Origin of the sequence: Candidatus Brocadia sinica JPN1, assembly GCF_000949635.1 — a bacterium.
Taxonomy (GTDB): domain Bacteria; phylum Planctomycetota; class Brocadiia; order Brocadiales; family Brocadiaceae; genus Brocadia; species Brocadia sinica.
The window spans coordinates 1353037-1371404 of record NZ_BAFN01000001.1 but is presented as its reverse complement, the minus strand read 5'-3'; the positions used below and the strand labels follow the sequence as shown (position 1 = coordinate 1371404).

At 42.3% G+C, this 18368-nt stretch carries 16 protein-coding genes; 8 read left to right on the top strand and 8 right to left on the bottom strand.

Translation table 11 applies throughout. From position 1 onward, the window contains the following. Positions 1 to 5: 5 nt before the first annotated feature. The 6 genes from BROSI_RS06180 to BROSI_RS06155 form a co-directional block, all read right to left on the bottom strand. Positions 6 to 1643, bottom strand: a complete 1638-nt coding sequence (locus tag BROSI_RS06180) for an ArnT family glycosyltransferase (RefSeq protein ID WP_052562884.1) — start codon at positions 1641 to 1643, stop codon at positions 6 to 8. 477 nt (positions 1644 to 2120) lie between these two features. Further along, positions 2121 to 2843 carry a methyltransferase family protein gene (locus BROSI_RS06175; protein WP_052562883.1) on the bottom strand — a complete coding sequence of 241 codons (723 nt, stop codon included), beginning with the start codon at positions 2841 to 2843 and terminating at the stop codon, positions 2121 to 2123. Beyond that, on the bottom strand, positions 2840 to 3535 hold the full coding sequence (cmoA, locus tag BROSI_RS06170; RefSeq protein WP_200891703.1) for a carboxy-S-adenosyl-L-methionine synthase CmoA: 696 nt from the start codon (positions 3533 to 3535) through the stop codon (positions 2840 to 2842). Before cmoA ends, BROSI_RS06175 begins: the two co-directional genes overlap by 4 nt. A 46-nt stretch (positions 3536 to 3581) precedes the next feature. Next, a complete protein-coding gene (locus BROSI_RS06165; protein ID WP_052562881.1) occupies positions 3582 to 3947 on the bottom strand; it encodes a lipid-A-disaccharide synthase N-terminal domain-containing protein in 366 nt (121 codons plus the stop codon). Positions 3948 to 4323: 376 nt separating this feature from the next. Then, positions 4324 to 5712 carry a HAMP domain-containing sensor histidine kinase gene (locus tag BROSI_RS06160; RefSeq protein ID WP_052562880.1) on the bottom strand — a complete coding sequence of 463 codons (1389 nt, stop codon included), beginning with the start codon at positions 5710 to 5712 and terminating at the stop codon, positions 4324 to 4326. After that, entirely contained in the window at positions 5709 to 6386 is a 678-nt protein-coding gene (locus tag BROSI_RS06155; RefSeq protein ID WP_052562879.1) for a response regulator, read from the bottom strand. The genes BROSI_RS06160 and BROSI_RS06155 overlap by 4 nt, the downstream gene beginning before the upstream one ends. Positions 6387 to 6661: 275 nt before the next feature. Between BROSI_RS06155 and miaB the strand changes: the two genes are divergently transcribed. From miaB to BROSI_RS06115, 8 genes are all read left to right on the top strand, one after another. Beyond that, positions 6662 to 8020 carry a tRNA (N6-isopentenyl adenosine(37)-C2)-methylthiotransferase MiaB gene (gene miaB / locus BROSI_RS06150; RefSeq protein ID WP_052562878.1) on the top strand — a complete coding sequence of 453 codons (1359 nt, stop codon included), beginning with the start codon at positions 6662 to 6664 and terminating at the stop codon, positions 8018 to 8020. Positions 8021 to 8372: 352 nt separating this feature from the next. Beyond that, positions 8373 to 9440, top strand: coding sequence for an HlyD family secretion protein (locus BROSI_RS06145; protein WP_052562877.1), 1068 nt, complete (start codon positions 8373 to 8375; stop codon positions 9438 to 9440). Positions 9441 to 9485: 45 nt separating this feature from the next. Further along, positions 9486 to 10496: an ATP-binding cassette domain-containing protein gene (locus BROSI_RS06140; RefSeq protein ID WP_052562876.1), complete on the top strand. Its 1011-nt coding sequence runs from the start codon at positions 9486 to 9488 to the stop codon at positions 10494 to 10496. 8 nt (positions 10497 to 10504) lie between these two features. Next, a complete protein-coding gene (locus BROSI_RS06135) occupies positions 10505 to 11629 on the top strand; it encodes an ABC transporter permease (RefSeq protein ID WP_157842409.1) in 1125 nt (374 codons plus the stop codon). 200 nt (positions 11630 to 11829) lie between these two features. Beyond that, the gene (locus tag BROSI_RS06130) at positions 11830 to 12102 is read left to right on the top strand and encodes a hypothetical protein (RefSeq protein ID WP_052562874.1); all 273 of its coding nucleotides are present in this window, start codon (positions 11830 to 11832) and stop codon (positions 12100 to 12102) included. Between the two features lie 112 nt (positions 12103 to 12214). Beyond that, on the top strand, positions 12215 to 13288 hold the full coding sequence (locus tag BROSI_RS06125) for a hypothetical protein (RefSeq protein ID WP_052562873.1): 1074 nt from the start codon (positions 12215 to 12217) through the stop codon (positions 13286 to 13288). Then, positions 13285 to 14205, top strand: coding sequence for a hypothetical protein (locus tag BROSI_RS06120; RefSeq protein ID WP_052562872.1), 921 nt, complete (start codon positions 13285 to 13287; stop codon positions 14203 to 14205). The genes BROSI_RS06125 and BROSI_RS06120 overlap by 4 nt, the downstream gene beginning before the upstream one ends. Before the next feature lie 179 nt (positions 14206 to 14384). Next, positions 14385 to 16694 (top strand): ATP cone domain-containing protein, encoded by a 2310-nt coding sequence (locus BROSI_RS06115; protein ID WP_052562871.1) that lies wholly within the window; start codon positions 14385 to 14387, stop codon positions 16692 to 16694. 88 nt (positions 16695 to 16782) lie between these two features. Here BROSI_RS06115 and BROSI_RS06110 read toward each other — a convergent pair whose 3' ends face one another. Together BROSI_RS06110 and BROSI_RS06105 are read right to left on the bottom strand one after the other, a co-directional pair. Continuing rightward, on the bottom strand, positions 16783 to 17019 hold the full coding sequence (locus tag BROSI_RS06110; protein ID WP_052562870.1) for a CDGSH iron-sulfur domain-containing protein: 237 nt from the start codon (positions 17017 to 17019) through the stop codon (positions 16783 to 16785). Between the two features lie 111 nt (positions 17020 to 17130). Beyond that, entirely contained in the window at positions 17131 to 18264 is a 1134-nt protein-coding gene (locus tag BROSI_RS06105) for a methyltransferase (protein ID WP_157842408.1), read from the bottom strand. Between the last annotated feature and the right edge of the window lie 104 nt (positions 18265 to 18368).

Here is an 18368-nt window from a genome sequence, read left to right as displayed (position 1 = left end):
GAAAATTATAAGGTATTTTCTAATATAACATGCGTATTATTCTGACATACGGCATGTAATTTATTTTTATGAATCCATTCCTGTTTTTTTTGATAATCATGTATGCTCATCACGACATAAAGAGGACATTCCTGAGCAGAAATAAGTTTTTCTAATCTGGTATCTGCCTCTATTTCTAGCACATTTTTCCCACTGTAAAAGACAAGACTCGGTTTAATTCTTCCGTAACTGAAAAGCACATAATTCTTCTTGTCTGAAAGACAGTGTTCCACAATATCCTTTGTGGACCGAAAGGTTCCTAAGTATTTCACTGAATATGCCATGGTGATACCAAGGATTAAACAATTGGTGAAACAAAAGACCTTTATGATTTGGAGAAAATGCCTCCTCCTGAAGAAAGTGTAGAGTGACACCAATGTCCCAACGAAAAGCACAACAATGGGAATGACCATATGAATTGTGGATAAACCGCTCACCGTTGGCGTCCATTTTAGCATGATAAAAATTAGTGCAAGGGGAATCGTTGCGGACACGAATAGCGCAAGCCACAATGTCCATAAGTAGCTGTTTCCAAAGGTGTCTTTCGTTTCCCATCGGGAAAGTGACTTGGTCAGCAATGCAATGGAAGGGGAAACGGGAAGGATATAGGTCATCAATTTCGAGTGAGACAGAGAAAAAAAGATTAAGGTAAGTATGAACCAGGAACAGAAAAAATACACCTGTCTTTTTTCTTCTGCCGGCATACTTTGTCTTTGTTTTTGGATATGTAGAAAAGGAATAAATACAAACAGCGACCAGGGGAAAAATCCCATGAAAAATACCGGTACATAATAATAAAAAGGTTGTGGATGGGCATAGCCGCTGACAAATCTGCCTGACATCTCCTGCGAGAGTAATGTAAAGATTTGTTTTGTGCCAAGGGATAACCAGAAGGGAATACCCCACGCACAAATAATACCCAGGAAAAGCAGGAATCCTGGCAGATACCAAAGCCTCCTGATAGATTGAAAATCGCGTATCCATAAGAGAAAACCAATGGCGATCAGGATAAACAACAAGAGACCTACCGGCCCTTTTACCAGAAAAACCATACTCAGGAGAAAGTAAAGGAATAACCTCCTGAGGTTGTTTTTATTAGCTTCCGTATATTCAATGAAGAAAAGGTAAAGGCTGGCACTGACAAAAAAGGTTAATAGCATATCTGTAATACATAACCGGGAAACGAAAAAGAACAGTGGGCTGACCATCAGCATCACTCCAGCCCAAAATCCATTTTTACGGTCTTCAAGTTGCCTCCCCCATAGATAGGTAATCAATACCGTGCCTATGGCTGCCAGTGTTGCAGGTAATCGTGCACTGAATTCGCTTATCCCGAATATTTTATAGGATATGGCAATGGCCCAATAAAAAAGCGGAGGCTTATTAATACGCGGAGCTCCATTAAAGTGCGGCACAATCCAGTTGTTGTTCATCACCATATCGCTCGCTGTAGAGGCATAACGAGGTTCATCTGGATCAATGAGCGGCATCGACCATGTATAAAATAGGAACAGAACAAGGCCAATTACGATTAAGCCTAAGAGAAAAGGAATGTCCTTTTTTGTTAACCTTTCCGTAGAATGCCGATTCAGTTTTGTTTCCATTTTTCAAATGCTTAAATTACCTGGCGCAGCATAGCCGCAACCAAATTGACCACCCCTCTTTCTCCTCCTCCGCAAGGAGGGGATGGTGGGGATGTAAAAACTTGCACAAAAAGAAGTTTTTACAAAGTAATACTATAACTAAGGGTTTACCGTTTTGATGGCAACACCGGAGAGATATAATCGAGTGGCTCACAATTTGCGATTTATCAATCCGATACAAATAGCAACCATTTTACCGGGGTGGCACGGACAAGCTATGCTTGTCCGTGGTTCTGTAATACTGATTAATGCTTTGTGCTTGCAATAGTCTCACTTGTATTGTCTATCCTAAATTCAAAATGAATGATTTATAAACAACGTTGTGCAAGTTCAGCACGGACAAACTCCGTTTGTCCGTGCCACCCTGTGTATCAATTTACATATTCACTACTTGTGAACCCTTTGAGTATAACGTGGAACTTCCGTGATCTTGTATTCTTATTTCGCTCGCAAAAATTTGTTTTTTTTCAGATACCACGCAACAAAAAATGCACAGGTGATGACCATGGATAAAATTGACAGAGGCCACAACGTGTATTTACTGGCATCATAGCCGTAGTCCAGGTATGTATCCTTCATGATTAAAAACGTCAGTCCCGTTATCCATACAAAGGGTGTAGCATATTCTTTGACAACTAATCGGTTCCATTTGAATTCCATACTTTTGATAGTGTTTCCTATACCTGAAAAGTCAGGGATAATGCGGTTGACTCGTCTACAGTAATCCTTGAACTCCTGTCCAAACTTTTTTCCCAGATAGTTTTCCTCGGCATGTATGATCGCTAAATAAGCAAAGAGGAGAAGCGGAATTCCAAACAAAACAAATAAGAGTGAATTTCCGGCAATTCCCACTCCAAGAAGGATCAAAATATTTCCTAAATAGAGGGGGTTTCTGCAATGTGCAAAAATTCCGTCCTGAACAAGGGTTTCCGCATACACCTTCTTTTTTTTACCGCCGCGTTTGATATAGGCAAGTCCAATGGTAAGCGCCCGCAATGTCTGACCACACACCGCTATGGTAGTGCCGACGACAATTTCCCACATCTCAATGAGATGATTGTCAAACAACGGCCATGTCCCCTCGAAAAAAAGCAAGGCAAAAACTATGGGGAAAAGGGCATTCCGGTACCGGAAAAAGAAGTTGCCTGTCTTGACGATCATTTTACGGCCACCATCCCACAGAAGTTGTACCACTTGAAAAATACATCACAATACCGGAATCCCTCTTTGATCATGAGTTCCCTGTTTTCCAATAACTTGTAAGGGATCAATACGTTTTCGAGCGCCTCTCGTTTCTGTGCGATTTCTAATTCGCTGTACCCATTTCGTTTCTTGAAGTCATAGTAGTACTTTATGAAGAGCCGGTTAAAAACTGAGTCTTCCCCCAGGATTTTTTCCACAAGGATCAGACATCCGTTCTCATTCAATCCCCTCAGAATACTGCCGATTAATTTGTCCCGATTTAACGGCCTGATGAATTGAAGCGCAAGAATCATAATGACGACCGAGGCATTCTCGATATGTACACCTTGATTCAAATCGGCGCAGATCAGTTCGTGTTCCCGGAAGAAATGGAGTGCACTGAGTTTCTGTTTGCACCTGGCAAGCATGTCCCGTGAATAATCGACGCCAATGAATTTTACTTTACCGGGGATATTTTGACCTAAATTGAGCAGGGTAGTGCCCGTGGAGCATCCAAGATCATAGATATTTGTTCCTTCAACGGCAAAATCTACTGCCATCTCCACAATCATTCTTTGGATTTCCCGGTAAAACGGAACTGAGCGGTCCAGCATGTCGTCAAATACTGAAGCGACTTTCTCCCCAAAATTAAAGTCTGCTATTGTAGTCATATTTTCCTTGAATATCTCGTCTTTTGACACGGGCGAACACCTTAGTTCAAATTTTTTCAAGAGGTACCTGGATTGGTGCTGGTGCAGTTTCTGCGAATCTGTGTTTCCTGATTAAATGTAAATTGCGCATATAAATGAGTGAGTTTGGCAGATAGGCCAGTATCCCAACCGGGCTGCGTTCCATGATCCAATAGGCACACATAATTACGCTTCCCGCTATGCTCCAGTACCAAAATGAATCAGGAATCACGCTTTTTCCTTTCTTTTCAGAGGCTATCCATTGGATTAAAAACCGGGTGGAAAATATCGCGTTACCAATAAATCCAAGAATCGTGAGGTAGCTCCAATTTAACCCGAACAGGCGATGCTCCTGACCAAACCACGTGATGGCACGTGCAATATTACAATGCATACATAAGCTCCTTCTTAATTGGGTTTTTCAACAAAAACATAAATATTTCCACATCTTTCATCAGGGGAAGCTAAATATACAAAGGAAGTGCCGGACAGGCATGAAAACAGAAATTAATGCAGGCGTGTGCTGTAAGTACAAGAAATGTAATAGTATTAGAATTAAATAAGTTTTTGTTTCTTTGCCTGTAATACCGATTGCTACTGTAATAACAGGTAATATTTACAATGAATAATTGTAATTATTACAAAAAGTATTTTACCTGTTTGCACTGTCTGAGTATATTCTTCCCTTCTGTTTTTTATAGGTACATTATACCCTGTGGCAGATGAACGTGAGATGAACGCAAAATTAATTTTTTGTAATCTTGGAGAATTCAGCAGGTAGGTAGTAGTACTGTAAAGGTGCTTCCCTGACGCAGTTCACTTTTTACCGTTATTGTACCATGATGAGATTTGACGATCCATTGACAGATGCTGAGGCCAAGTCCTCCACCGGCTTGGTCGGCAGCACGGGCATTGCTTGTCCTATAAAACCGTTCGAATATATAAGCAATATCTTCCTGCGGAATGCCAATACCATTATCCCGTATAGCAATCTTTACACATCCATTGTCTTTGCAAAGGGACAGCTGAATTGTTCCATTGGGCTGAGTATACTTTACGGCGTTGTCTATTAAATTTAAGAGCATCATCCGGATAAGCAGCTCATCACCCTCGATGAATGCCTCTTCCATCTTTTCCATTGATACAAAGATGTTTTTCGGTTCAGCAATAAGCTTTAATTGTTCTGCAATTTCCGCAATAACAGGGTAAAGATTCATCCGCTGCTTATGTAATTCATATCGTCCTGCATCGGCCTGTGTGAGGATAAACAGGTTTTCTATAATTTTTGAAAGTCGCCCAAGGTCTTCAAGATTATTAGCAAGCACTTGTTGATAACCGCGAAGATCTCTTTCTTTAGACAAAGAAACTTCTATCCCGGCCTTCATAATGGCAAGGGGAGTGCGCAATTCATGAGATGCATTTGCCGTGAACTGGCGAATCTGGTTAAAGGAATTTTCTAAGCGGGATAACATTTCGTTAATAACTTCTGAAAGCTCATTGATTTCGTCTTTTGCAGGATGGAGTGTTAGTCTTTTTCTCAAGTGTTCGGTTTCGATCTTCTGAAGTTCTTTTACCATGCAATTTATGGGTTTTAGGGCCTTTTTTGCCATAAAGCGACCACCAAACCAGCTACCGATAATTGCAATGCCCCCTAAAGCCGTGAGTGTAAGTAAAAAGAGTTTGAGGGTGCTGTCATTTTTAACAACAATCCCAATCTGGATTAACTGTTGGGTATCCTTCTTGGATATCGTAATAATGCGTAAAAGACGCCCCTTTGACGTCCTTACTGTCTTAAAATAGGTCTTTCCTGAAATGATTTCTTTTCGTTGGTGGCTATTTAAGGACAGATAAGCATCCGTTAAGTTTCCTGACCGGAATTGAAGATTTCCTGCATGATTGAGTATAGCAACATATTTTCCTGAAGCCCACTCTTCGTCTCTTTCATTCGATATACGCTCCACATACTTCTTGAAGGAATTCTCGCTCATTCGTTCATAATGAGCTATACCGTCGGCCTCTTCTTTAAGCCCAACATCGATGCGTTTATTATTTGTGTAAGAGAATGCAAGGTATGTTAGTAAAACAAAGAGAACAAGCGTTCCTCCGAAAATACTGGTATACCAGAAGGTAAGTTTTGTGCGGATTGTCCATGAATTCATGATTTTTCATCCTTCATGATATACCCTACACCCTTAATGGTATGAATCAGTTTATGGGTACGGTCCTTATCTATTTTATTTCTCAGGCGATTTACAAAGACGTCAATTACATTGGTAAGGCTATCAAAATTATAATCCCATACATGTTCTGCGATCTGGGTGCGGGTTAGTACGGTATTTAGATTTCTCATGAAAAATTCCAACAGGGCAAATTCTTTGTTGGTAAGCTCTACAGGCTGCCCATTTTTATAGAGGCGGTGCGCTCCGACATCCAGAGAAAGGCCTGCAACCGTTAATCGTGTTTGGTAATGAACCTTTCCTCTTCGGATTAATGCCCGTATCCGTGCCATCAGCTCTATAAAAGAAAAGGGTTTTACAAGATAATCATCTGCCCCAAGATCTAATCCGTACGCCTTGTCTTCAACAGCATCCTTTGCCGTCAGGAAAAGGACCGGCATATCCTTGCCGTTTTTTCTTGCCTCGCGCAATATCTCAAGGCCGTTTTTCTTTGGAAGCATGATATCCAGGATAACAAGGTCGTACTCATTGGTATTGAGCATAAAGAGAGATTCCTCTCCGTCATGACTCACATCAATGGCAAAGTGGTTTTCTTCCAGTCCCTTTTTAATATAGGCGGCTAATTTTTTTTCATCCTCTACGACTAATATTCTCATATAGTATTATTCTATAAAGTCGAATTTTCCGCTATTTTTACCCGCCCCTGAATCTCCTCCCAAGAGGGGGCTTTTTTTATTCACCCCAAAAAATACTTGGATTACATTCCGAGGTTCGTTACAATTACAACTTTAAGCGCCTAACTGCCAGCCTTGTGCAGTCAGACAGATGCTGATTGCTGACAACTGATAGCTGCCGCTTACAGGATTTGTGTTTGCTTTTAAAACGGAACTCAAATATGAAAATGCATTTACCGTTTGTATAGATCAGCGCCATGATGGATTCTATTATTTTTACTCATAAAGACCAACAATACAAGACCGTTTTTTTTGAAACCTTCGGTTGCCAGATGAACAAGCTCGATGCCGAGCTTTCGTTAGGGCTATTACAGGAAGAAGGCTATAGAATTGTTGACAAGGCTGACGAAGCCGATGTCATCCTGTTTAATACGTGCAGCGTGCGCCAGCATGCCGAGGATAAGGTATATTCCCATCTGGGAGCATTAAAAAAACTCAAGAAAAGACACCCGGAGATTATTGTGGGTGTTCTTGGGTGCATGGCCCAAAAAGATGGTGAGGCTATATTCAAACGTATGCCTCATGTGGACCTGGTCTGCGGAACACGCATGTTTTCACGATTGCCGGAGCTGCTTTTAAGTATCAGAAATCATGGCTCACATGTCCTTGCCATAGATGAGGATCAAATCGTTAATGTAAAGAGGGCAGTGGCCTACCGGGCAAATATGTATCAGGCATTTATCACGGTTATGCGGGGTTGTGATAACTTTTGTTCCTATTGTATTGTGCCCTATGTACGCGGCAGGGAGATCAGCCGGACAATCGCCGATGTAAAAGAAGAGGCGCAGGCCCTTGTATCGAATGGTTGTAAAGAAGTAACCTTGCTGGGGCAAAATATAAATTCTTACGGGAAAGGTTTGAGTGGAAACGTTACACTGGGCGACCTGCTTTCCGAATTGAATGATTTAGACGGGCTCGAAAGAATACGGTTCGTGACCTCCCATCCGGCCGACATGTCCCGTGATCTCATTCGTACCATGAGCCGTTTAGGAAAGGTTTGTGAGCATTTACACATGCCTGCCCAATCGGGTTCTGACCAAATCCTCCAAAGAATGCGGCGGGGCTACACGGCGGGTTACTATTGTGATTTGATCTCTTATGCAAGGGAATTAATTCCTCATATTGCGGTGGCCAGTGACTTTATTGTGGGCTTTCCGGGGGAAACGGATGAAGATTTCCAGGAAACAGTGCAATTGATGGAAGATATCCGTTTCCAAAACTGTTTCATATTTAAATATTCGCCTCGTACCGGCACAAAGGCAGCCGGGTTGGAAGATGATGTGACTGATGAGGTGAAAAGAGCAAGAAATTTAAAGTTGTTGGAATTGCAAAAAGGTATCAGCCTGGAAGAAAATCAGAAAATGATAGGCAAGAAGGTGCAGGTGCTTGTCGAGGGCGCCAGCAAATCCGATTCAAATAAGTTGTCCGGTCGGACACGGCAAAACCACATTGTCATTTTCAATGGTTCGGCGGATCTGGTAGGAAGACTGATAGATGTTATGATACATGAAGTAACAGACCTTGCTCTATACGGTAAGCTGGAGAATTATCCCTGATATCTCTACATTGTTATTGCGAGCCGCAGAAGTGGTAAAGCAGTCATAAAAATCAAAGTAAAGCTCCAACGGAGCAACATTTGTTCAATCCCTTCCTGGAATAAAAATCCACCGCTACTCATTCTTTTCGTTATCGAATTCTAATCTTCTTTAACCCGGGAATTACTTGGATTTATTTTGAAAATACACAATGAAAGGCTTATATTTACACAGACAAGAATATGAATAATCTGTAAATCTGTGGTTCCTGTTGTTACTCTTCAAAACTAAGCTCGTCGGTGAAGATAAATCGCCAGTAATCTTTTAACGGTTTTGCGGCGCTAATTTTAAGCTGTTCAATGAAAGTTGATTTATGAAGAGACGATTTGTTTATTTTGCTATTGCCTTTGTGATAATCACAGCAGTCTTAATTATTTTCTATACAAAAAAGAGCAGGAGAGCCGGGTTTCTCAGGACAGTCGGTATTGTTGAAGGTATAGAGGTCAATATTTCTACAAAGGTACCTGGTAGAATTTCCTCCATATGCTGTAAAGAAGGTGATGCAGTCAGGAAAGGTGATAGAGTCATTACACTTGAGGCTAAAGATTTCAGGGCATCGGTAATGCAGGCATTTGCCGGAGTTGAGAAGGCAAATGCCGAAGTCCGTGTTTCAGAAGCGGCCATTGAGAGTGCAAAGGCAAATATTGCAAATGCCGATGCAGAAATAAAAAGTGCCGCAGCAGATGTGGAGAAAAACCGGGTTCAGATGGGGGAGACAAAAAGGCAGATGGACAGGGCAAAAGCGCTTTACGAGCGTGAAGCCGTCTCAGAGGAATCCCGTGACACTGCTGTTGCCAATTATGAAACAGCAGTTGCTAGCTATGTATCTTCAAAAGCAAAACTCACAGCGGCATATGCAAAAAGGAATGTCACTACTGCGCAATTAAATACGGCTGAAAGCCAGCTAAAATATGCCAAGGCTGGCCTCAGGGAGTCGGAGGCCAATTTATCATATAACCAAGCCAGGTACGCAGACACCATAATAAAAAGTCCTCTATCGGGGATAGTTGTTTTCAAGGCATCGGAGAAAGGTGAGATGGTAACACCGGGTACGACAATTTTAACGATTGTTGATCTGAATAACCTCTATGTGAGGGTAGATATAGAGGAAACCTTGATTGGCAATATTACCCTTAATGGTGAAGCAATTATTAGAACAGAAAGGGCTTCCGACAGAACATTTAAAGGTAAGGTTTCAGAGATAGGAAGGTACGCCGAATTTGCAACACAACGGGATGTATTACGGGGCAGGCAGGATATAAAGACATTCAGAGTTAAAATTACGGTAGACGACCCGACCGGATTCCTGAAACCGGGAATGACGGCTGAAGCAAAAATATTTATCCCGGACAAGCCAGGGACAAAACAGGAAGTGAATTAAAATTTTAGAGAAAGAACAAATGTTGAAGGTCTAAAAGGATATAAAATGGTTCAAGAGAGAAAGGCCATAGAAGTCTCCGGAATAACAAAGAAATACGGGCCGATTATTGCTGTAGCTAACGTAAGTTTTGATGTGATTGAGGACGAAATATTCGGATTTCTTGGCCCAAATGGAGCCGGAAAGACAACGCTTGTCAGAATGCTTACCACACTCATTAAACCTACAAGCGGTAATGCCAGGATAGCGGGATATGACGTCGTGAAAAAACCTGATGCTGTGAGACACCATATTGGTGTTGTCCCCCAGGCAATGACGAGCGATCTTGATCTTACTGGCTACGAAAATATGGATATTTATGGACGATTCTACGGCGTTTCTTCAAAGGAAAGGAAGGAGAGGATCGGTTATCTTCTTGAAACAGTTGGCCTGATGGCAAGGGCGCATGACCTTGTTGCAACATATTCAGGAGGTATGAGAAGGAGACTTGAAATTGCAAGGGTGCTTGTACACAGGCCTGAGATACTCTTTTTAGACGAACCGACTTTAGGGCTTGACCCACAGTCCAGACATGTTGTCTGGGATTTTCTGAGAAAGCTCAGGGAAGAAGATACGATGACCGTCTTTCTTACCACTCATTATATGGAGGAAGCAGAGGCCCTATGCAGCAGGGTTGCCATTATCGACTCGGGAAAAATAATAGCGCTTGGAAGCCCCGGAGAGCTTAAATCACGGATACCGGGGAATGATATCGTTTCTCTTACGATTGAAAATCTTTCCGAGAGTATCATCAATAGGGTAAAGAATCTGGTATATGCACATGGAGTTACTCTTGAAAATAATACGATAAGGGTTTACGTTGACAGCGGTGCGCAGAACCTTCCCATGCTCATAGAGGAAATAAAATCTGCAGGAGGAAAGGTTTTATCGGCCGCTATCCATGAACAATCCCTTGAGGACGTCTTTATTCATTATACCGGCAAATCGATACGGGAAGAAGAAGCCAGAAAGGTGAGCTTCCTTGTAGGAGCAGGAACACCCCAGAAATGGGGGAGGTAGAGAAATTCATGATTGATATGATGAGGCTGCTCGCTGTTGTAGACAGGGACTTGAAAAAATTCAGGAGAAATCCGGTTGTGCTTGCAATGAGCATTTTCATGCCTATTATCTATCTTGTATTTCTGGGGAATTCATTCCAGGGTAAATTGCAGGACGTCACCGTGGTGGTAGTAAATCAGGACTCGGGCCCTTATTCAAGGGATCTTGTAGATAACTTGCGAGCCATTGAAGCCGGACCGAAGACCCTAAAAATCTTCAGTATCAAGGATCAGAAGGATGCCATCGGTGGAGTCAGGGAAGGGCGATATAAGGCAGGGCTCATCATACCTTCTGATTTCAGTAAACGCATCTCTTTGAAGAGAAGGCCTGAAGTGGGTCTCTTTCTTGATAATACAGACGGTGTATCAGCTGAGGCCATAAGGATTGCGGTAAAAGGGGCGCTTGCTGCCATGAATTCCGATTATGTCCCTGTAAGAGAGAAGTCTGATGAGGTATTTCTCAGAGATGTAGACCTTTACCGGAAAGTGGATTATTATCAGTCCCTTGTTCCCGGTGTTGTAATCATGGCCATTTTTATGGGTACTCTGACCACGGGGGCCTTTAATCTTGTTATGGACAGATTTCTCGGCGCCGATGAGAGCTATCTGCTTACCCCCCTTTCCAAATCGGATATTGTAACCGGTCTTATCGTAAGTGGCCTGTTCATTACAACGGCCATTGCTGTTTTAGTATTTGTTATGAGCATGGCGATAACCGGTATTCCTATTTTGAGAGGGGTAAGACAGTATATCTGCATATTAATTATTATAATTCTCACTACCCTTGGTCTGCTCAGTCTGATGTTTGTCATTCTTGGCAGGTTCAATCATCCCAGGGTTGTCGGCATATTGAGCGGGTTTCTGAATGTTATACTTTTTTTCCCCAGTGGCGCAGTTTATCCGATTGCGAGTTTTCCTCATTGGCTTAAGACATTTGCAAAGATAAATCCCGAGGCGTATGCCGTGAATGCATTAAAAACCATTCTTTTCAAGGGCGCAGATATAAGGAGCATTGCAACAGACATTACCTTCCTTTCAGTCTTTACAATCATAATGATGATCATATCGATAGTAACGTTTAAAAGAACCATTTAATTCAATTAACTACAAAAAATGTTGCCAAAAAAGCACCTGATTCAGTAATATTATAAGGATGTAATTTGTGGATAATTATAACAAAACAGGTATAGGATGTCAGAAAGATATTGTTAAGACAATAGTAAAATTCTCATGAGAAGAGTAAAATTCGGCTTAAATCAAGATATAAAGTTTTTAGTTATATTGAGGGTTATCAAATGTCAGACATTATGGAAAGGCATAAAGAACTGAGCAAAAAAGTGTTAATCCCGGGTGAATCTAAATCCTCAGAGCAAAACTCGCCGGGTAAAATTCAGCCGTCTGCCAAGCAATTTATCTATGTATTTTCCTTAGGCGCGATAGTAGGTTTTTTTGCTTTTGTGGCAATCTGGATTATTGCTGGTTTCTCAAAATTAGCGCTTATGCTGCCGTTCATAGGTGGATTTTTTGGCGCAGCCATTGAAATGATAAGACAGAAGAACAAGGTGTAGTATTAGATATAAGACTGCCGCTTTACTTTGTAAAAACCATCTTTTTTGTAATTTTTTGTGTATTAAAAACTACAATGTGATTATTACATAATTTATGAGAGGTGAATGAAATATGAAAGTGACGATGGTTGGTGTATCAGGTTCCGGCAAAACAACTTATATGTCTTCGCTTTACGAGACATTAGGAGACGCAGGTCAAAATGATGCGGGTTTTTACCTTGCCCCCCGTTCAGTACAACAATTTGATAAAGCAATACTGAGTGTCGGTGATTTTAGCAGATTTTCACTTGTCGATAAATTTAAATGGCCAGATGGTACGCAACAGACAACGGTATGGCCTTTTACGGTATACTATAATTCAAAGCCGGTAACGTACTTTGATTGGATTGATTATAGGGGCGGTATTCTCACCGAAATTACGGATGCCCTTGATACAAATGATACTTCAGAGGCAACAAAATCAGAAATTTCAGACCTGGCTTCTCATATCGAACTCAGTAACGCCGTTATCCTGGTTGCCGATGCCTTTGTCTTAACATATTATTCGAATATAAAAGAGGCAAGGCACCGGTCTGGAGCCCGTAGGATCCATGAGATATTTACGACCTATAGCAGAATGTATCCCAATAGAAACTTAACATTTGTGATTATGCTGACTAAAGCAGATACGGTTGACCCCAAGTGGAAAAGTGACAATTATGCACCCCTGATAGAGCGTGGCATGGAGGTATTCAATCAGATGGTGTCTTTGTGCAAACAAAATCCGACCTGGGAGGGCGGTATTGTTCCTGTCTCTGCAGTAGGTGAAGGGAATGCCAGGCGGACGGTTGTTCCCACAGGAGATATGATACATCCTTTTAAATCTGAGGATAAAATTATTGGATTTCCAGCGCCTCTGAATGCAGAACATGTCTTATTTTATTGTTTGGGGCAAACATTAAAACAGATGAAAGTAGAGGCCCACAAGAGTATAAAGCAACGGGAAAAAGAACTCTCGGAGGTACTGAAAAAGGCAGGGCTGGTAAATAAAATCTGGTCTCTCATCACACGTAAGCCTGACGCGGAGAGCGTTGCCAGGGCTATTTTAGAGGAAAAAAACAAGGATTATGAGGTTCTGAGTCAGTTTGAGCCACATATCGAACCGCTTCTCAATAAGGCGCTGGAAAGGGTGAGACGGATCGCATGATATATCAAGGACTCTTGTATTCCCGCTCCTTTTCCAAAGATTACCGGTGGATGATTGTTCCACAGAAGGTGTCGTTGGATGGCCTTAAGGCATTAAATCAACTGTACAATATGTATGACAAATACAAAGACACCTTTCGCAAATCATCGGTTTTGCCTCTCTATTGCTTAAACCATCCGGAATCGACATTTCTTGTGAGTTGTGGTCTGTCAAACCATAAAGACAAGGATGGTCGTGACATTTACTGCTTGCAGGGGATCAGTGTTGCGCATGAATACCGGAGGCATTTCTGGTTTATACTTCCGTGGATATTGGCTAACTACGATAGTGAGAATATATTAAATACGTGGAGAAGCATAGATTTTTCTGGTGCAGATGATATTGTGCGTCGTACATCGGAAGACCATTCTTTCAAGCTTGACCAGTTGGATGAATCGCTTGCAAAACTAACTCAAACGCCAAAACCCTTTTCTGAGATATTGCCTGTAAATGAGTTAACGTCTATTTCTTTTGATAGGGATGGCTTAAAAGAACTGTCTCATTTAATAGTGTCGTATCATGACTGTATGGACTTTGCCTTTGGCGCTACACCGGAAATGGCCAGAAATTTTCATTTCAAGGTCATTGCGAAAGTGGGAGTCCGTTCAAAAAGGAAAAATAGTACGGAAACAACCGAAGATAGTAATCCTTCTCTTGTTTCTGATGATCGTCAGGTCAAACCCATTGATGAACGCCTTAATGACCCTGTCGATCGTTTTGATCCAAGAAAAAAAGTTGATTTAAATCAAGTTAGAAGTTCCAGGGGAAACGGCTCTTCTCGTATCCTTGGTCAATTTTTACCTCGTTTTTTGTCCGTATTTAACGTAGGGAGAAAACTAAGACAATTCAGGAGTTCAAATCGAAAGGATATGGAATAAAGACGTATCCAATATTGTCCGATAGGGTAATTCCTTATACTATTTCTTTTTTTGCCGATTGAGATAGAACCGGTTCCGCAGTACTGTTCGTCTCAACTCCAAAAAATCCTCAACAATTCGTCCGAAAAAGTTGTTGGGTTTTTGTCTTTTAAAATCCAATCTCGTTTATAGAGGCAATTATGTCCAGCTCAGGAAAGAATAAATTTACTCACGTCAAAAAGCGGGACGGACGAATTGTGCCTTTTGATCAGACACGTATCACGAACGCAATCTGTCGGGCTATGCAGGCAAGCAAAGAAGGTGATTGGGAAAATGACCCCATACGGGTTTCCAGTGAAGTTGTAGCAGGGCTCAACAGTCTTTACCCGGCAACGCATATTCCACATGTTGAGGAAATTCAGGACCTTGTTGAAGAGACACTGATCCTGCTTGAATTCCCGAAAACAGCCAAGGCCTATATTCTGTATCGGTATGAGCGGGCAGAAATCCGCAAGAAGGCCCTGGCCATTCCTGACCGGGTCAAGCAACTTGAGGCAGAAAGCAAAAAGTATTTCCCCAACACCCTTGCCGAATTTATCTATTACCGGACGTATTCGCGCTGGATCGAGGAGGAAGGAAGGCGCGAGACATGGATAGAAACCGTAGACCGATACATACATTTCATGCAGGAAAATTTAAGCGACCGCTTAAACCCTCAGGAATACGAAGAAATCAGGCAGGCAATCCTGAATCAACAGGTGATGCCCTCCATGCGGCTTTTATGGTCAGCTGGCAAAGCCGCCCGGACAAATAATGTTGCGGCATACAATTGTTCGTTCATTGCCCCTTCGCGTCTCGAAGATTTGGCTGAAATCATGTATCTTTTAATGTCTGGTGTAGGGGTAGGTTTCTCTGTTGAGAGTCAGAATGTTCAACAACTGCCAATAATTCAAAGGCAAACGGGAGAATTATTTCCTCTGCATGGAGTTGAAGATAGCAAGGAAGGCTGGGCAAATGCACTCAAAATCGGACTGCATGCCTGGTACGAAGGAAAAGATATCCAATTTGATTACTCACAGGTCAGACCGGCCGGGTCCCGTTTGCATACTATGGGTGGGCGCAGTTCCGGCCCGGGGCCACTTCTGTCCTTACTTGATTACGCTCGCACAAAAATCCTCGGTGCCCAGGGCAAACGTTTGCGGAACATCGATGTGCATGATATCATCTGCAAGATCGGCGAGGTAGTAGAGATGGGAGGGGTACGGCGCGCTGCCTTAATTTCTTTATCGGATTTCGACGACGATGACATGCGCCAGGCCAAGAGCGGCTATTTCTATATTAATGAACCGCAACGTATGATGGCGAACAATTCAGCCGTTTATATTTCAAAACCGAAAGCCACCGATTTTCTGAAAGAGTGGCTCGCCCTGGCAATGGCCGGGACTGGTGAACGCGGTTTGTTTAATCGTGGCGGTCTGCCGAAACAGGTCCCTGCCCGTCGCTGGAAGAAATTCGAGACACACTGGATGACAAGCGGTATCAATCCGTGCGGGGAGATAATCCTGCGTTCGAAACAGTTTTGTAATGTGAGCGAGGTAGTTGCCCGTCCGGACGATACGGAAACAGTATTGCTGAAAAAAATCAGGATCGCTTCAATACTGGGTACCTACCAATCCATGCTAACAAACTTTCCCTATCTCTCACCGGAGTGGAAGATGAATTGTGAAGAAGAACGGCTTCTGGGGATCTCTATTACCGGGCAATGGGATTCCCCTGCAGTGCGTGATCCAAATATTTTGATGAAATTAAGAGGCCATGCTATCGAAACGAACCACATGTATGCCCGGCGGTTTGGTATCAATGCATCTACCGCAGTAACCTGTGTTAAGCCTTCCGGAACGGTTTCTCAACTGGTAGATGCCGCCTCAGGCATGCACCCGCGTTTTGCAAGATATTATATTCGCAGGGTCCGTATTTCTGCAAAGGATCCGTTATTTATCATGTTAAAAGAACAGAAATTCCCGTGCTATCCGGAAGTTGGACAAGATGTGGCAACGGCCACCACATATGTATTGGAATTTCCTGTACAATCTCCGGAAGGAAGCATAACAAGGGAAGATCTTAGTGCTGTTGACCACCTCGAATACTGGAAAATGGTCAAGGAAAACTATACCGAACACAACCCTTCTGTCACTGTTTCCGTGGCAGATGATGAATGGATTGAGACGGCACATTGGCTTTACAAAAACTGGAACATACTTGGTGGGTTATCATTCTTACCGAAGTCGAAAACGGTATATCAGCTTGCGCCCTACGAAGAAATTACGGCAGATGAATACTGCATGCGGACCAAAAATCTTCCAGGGATTGATTTTTCCCATATTGTGATATACGAGAGAGAGGATTCCACCGCAGGGGCAAAAGAATCTGCCTGCCTCGGCAACATCTGTGAGATCGATCCGGAGGAAGGATCGCTTCCGGGAAGCGCCTCGCCTGGTGTGTACAAATAGTAAAAACAATATTTTCCTTCTTCCGTTCGAAGTTCTTCCCACCGTCATTAGGCTACCTCTACCCGTATTTTATCTGCGAATTGCAATTTCATGCTTCAGCAATTTTGACGCGACGACATATACCATCACAAAATGGTGGATTTTTTGTTAAATAGCAATTGCAAATATTATATTTTCTTTTCAGTACGATTTTGAACATATGTGGTGCTTTATCAGTTCCTTTGTGTGAGCCATCACAGAACGGTTCGTTTTTCGTATTCCCGCAGGCACACCACTGATACGTACCTGGTTCTAACTCAATAATCATCGGCATCTGCTTCTTCATAGGTATTTTTTCCTCCCCGTTAAAGAAATACTTTTGTGCCTTAGTGACTTGGTGGCAACGGTGAATTTTGTAAACATAAATGAAATTGCATTTCGCGCCGCTTAAACCGTTTTACTTCAGCGATTTTATAATCTCATAACCTCTTCTTTTGATTCGTTCTGCGTTACCAAAAATATTTTTCATACAGGTATGGTGCCATGTTGCTGTTTTTGCCACAATATAAGCCCTCCCGCCCGGTTTCAGTGCCTTGTATGCTGTGTTAATAAAGAGTTCAGAAATTTTGTAATGAGTAAAATAGGGTGGATTACCCGTAAAAAGGGTGAATTCCTGTTCTTCCTCTATCCCTGTATCTTGCAACAACACTTCATAACATTCCAGGCCGTTGAGCTTGCAATTCTTTTCCGTTATGTATACGGCACGCGAGTTTGAATCTATAAAGCATACTTTACTTACGTCCTGATTTACAGCAACCGAAATCCCAACAGCCCCGCATCCACAGCCCATGTCCAGTGCCGCATCGTTTTTTTGAGATTCTCCAACCGCAATTTCCGCAAGGGCCAATGTGCCCTGATCTACTTCCCTGTGCGAAAAAACGCCAGGAATCGTGAGGAGTTGGATGGGCTTTTTCCCAAAAATCGTCATGGTAAGCTCTGCCTGAAAATTCCTTACTCGTTTGAGCCTTTCCTTCTTTTTTGCAACGATACAGCAACCTGTTTTACTCCGGGAATAAAAAGTGAAGCCGCCAAAGATCCTTTTCATCTGATTTTGCATCCAGGGGTCATTCCCTTCCAGAGAAAAAAAGCCTTTCCCTCCTGGTTGCAATGCTTGATGGATTTGCTGAATGAAATCCAGCACCAATTCCTTTGTGGCGCCTCCCTTAGATAATTGGAGAAAAATCACGTCAAAACTCTCTCTCTGCTCCACATATGGCTTACAACAAACCGTTACAGAGGAAACACCGTTTTTTGACAGATTCCTCTTTATTTTATTGGCATAATATAAATCCAGACAATGGATTGTTGTCTCTGCTTCAGGATATAAGGCACTTGCAACAATTCCACACACGCCGGTCCTGTTTTCAAGAAAAAGAATTCTTTTCGGACTGGAAAGTTCTTTGAGAACTCCAATAATTTGTATCTCGGTAACATTCAAACCAGAACGGGATGCAACCCTGAATTGGTTGTCCAAAAACAACTCTTCTTTTCCTGTCGTCTTCTCTTCCCGGTCTGTAATAGTAATGAACACATCTTCCCCCTTTCTCAAAAGTTCAGTCAGAATAAGGCCACCAGCCACATTTCATGGACGAGGAGTTCCTTTTCTTCACTGTCCATCTTTTAACAATCCGGCTC

What these genes read in the sequence shown, in the direction of transcription:
- BROSI_RS06130 (WP_052562874.1), top strand. Translation starts at nt 11,830, where the DNA reads ATGTCAGACATTATGGAAAGGCATAAAGAACTGAGCAAAAAAGTGTTA.
- BROSI_RS06140 (WP_052562876.1), top strand. Translation starts at nt 9,486, where the DNA reads ATGGTTCAAGAGAGAAAGGCCATAGAAGTCTCCGGAATAACAAAGAAA.
- cmoA (WP_200891703.1), bottom strand. Translation starts at nt 3,535, where the DNA reads ATGACTACAATAGCAGACTTTAATTTTGGGGAGAAAGTCGCTTCAGTA.
- BROSI_RS06160 (WP_052562880.1), bottom strand. Translation starts at nt 5,712, where the DNA reads ATGAATTCATGGACAATCCGCACAAAACTTACCTTCTGGTATACCAGT.
- BROSI_RS06125 (WP_052562873.1), top strand. Translation starts at nt 12,215, where the DNA reads ATGAAAGTGACGATGGTTGGTGTATCAGGTTCCGGCAAAACAACTTAT.
- BROSI_RS06135 (WP_157842409.1), top strand. Translation starts at nt 10,505, where the DNA reads ATGATTGATATGATGAGGCTGCTCGCTGTTGTAGACAGGGACTTGAAA.
- BROSI_RS06145 (WP_052562877.1), top strand. Translation starts at nt 8,373, where the DNA reads ATGAAGAGACGATTTGTTTATTTTGCTATTGCCTTTGTGATAATCACA.
- BROSI_RS06180 (WP_052562884.1), bottom strand. Translation starts at nt 1,643, where the DNA reads ATGGAAACAAAACTGAATCGGCATTCTACGGAAAGGTTAACAAAAAAG.
- miaB (WP_052562878.1), top strand. Translation starts at nt 6,662, where the DNA reads ATGATGGATTCTATTATTTTTACTCATAAAGACCAACAATACAAGACC.
- BROSI_RS06115 (WP_052562871.1), top strand. Translation starts at nt 14,385, where the DNA reads ATGTCCAGCTCAGGAAAGAATAAATTTACTCACGTCAAAAAGCGGGAC.
- BROSI_RS06120 (WP_052562872.1), top strand. Translation starts at nt 13,285, where the DNA reads ATGATATATCAAGGACTCTTGTATTCCCGCTCCTTTTCCAAAGATTAC.
- BROSI_RS06110 (WP_052562870.1), bottom strand. Translation starts at nt 17,019, where the DNA reads ATGAAGAAGCAGATGCCGATGATTATTGAGTTAGAACCAGGTACGTAT.
- BROSI_RS06155 (WP_052562879.1), bottom strand. Translation starts at nt 6,386, where the DNA reads ATGAGAATATTAGTCGTAGAGGATGAAAAAAAATTAGCCGCCTATATT.
- BROSI_RS06175 (WP_052562883.1), bottom strand. Translation starts at nt 2,843, where the DNA reads ATGATCGTCAAGACAGGCAACTTCTTTTTCCGGTACCGGAATGCCCTT.
- BROSI_RS06165 (WP_052562881.1), bottom strand. Translation starts at nt 3,947, where the DNA reads ATGCATTGTAATATTGCACGTGCCATCACGTGGTTTGGTCAGGAGCAT.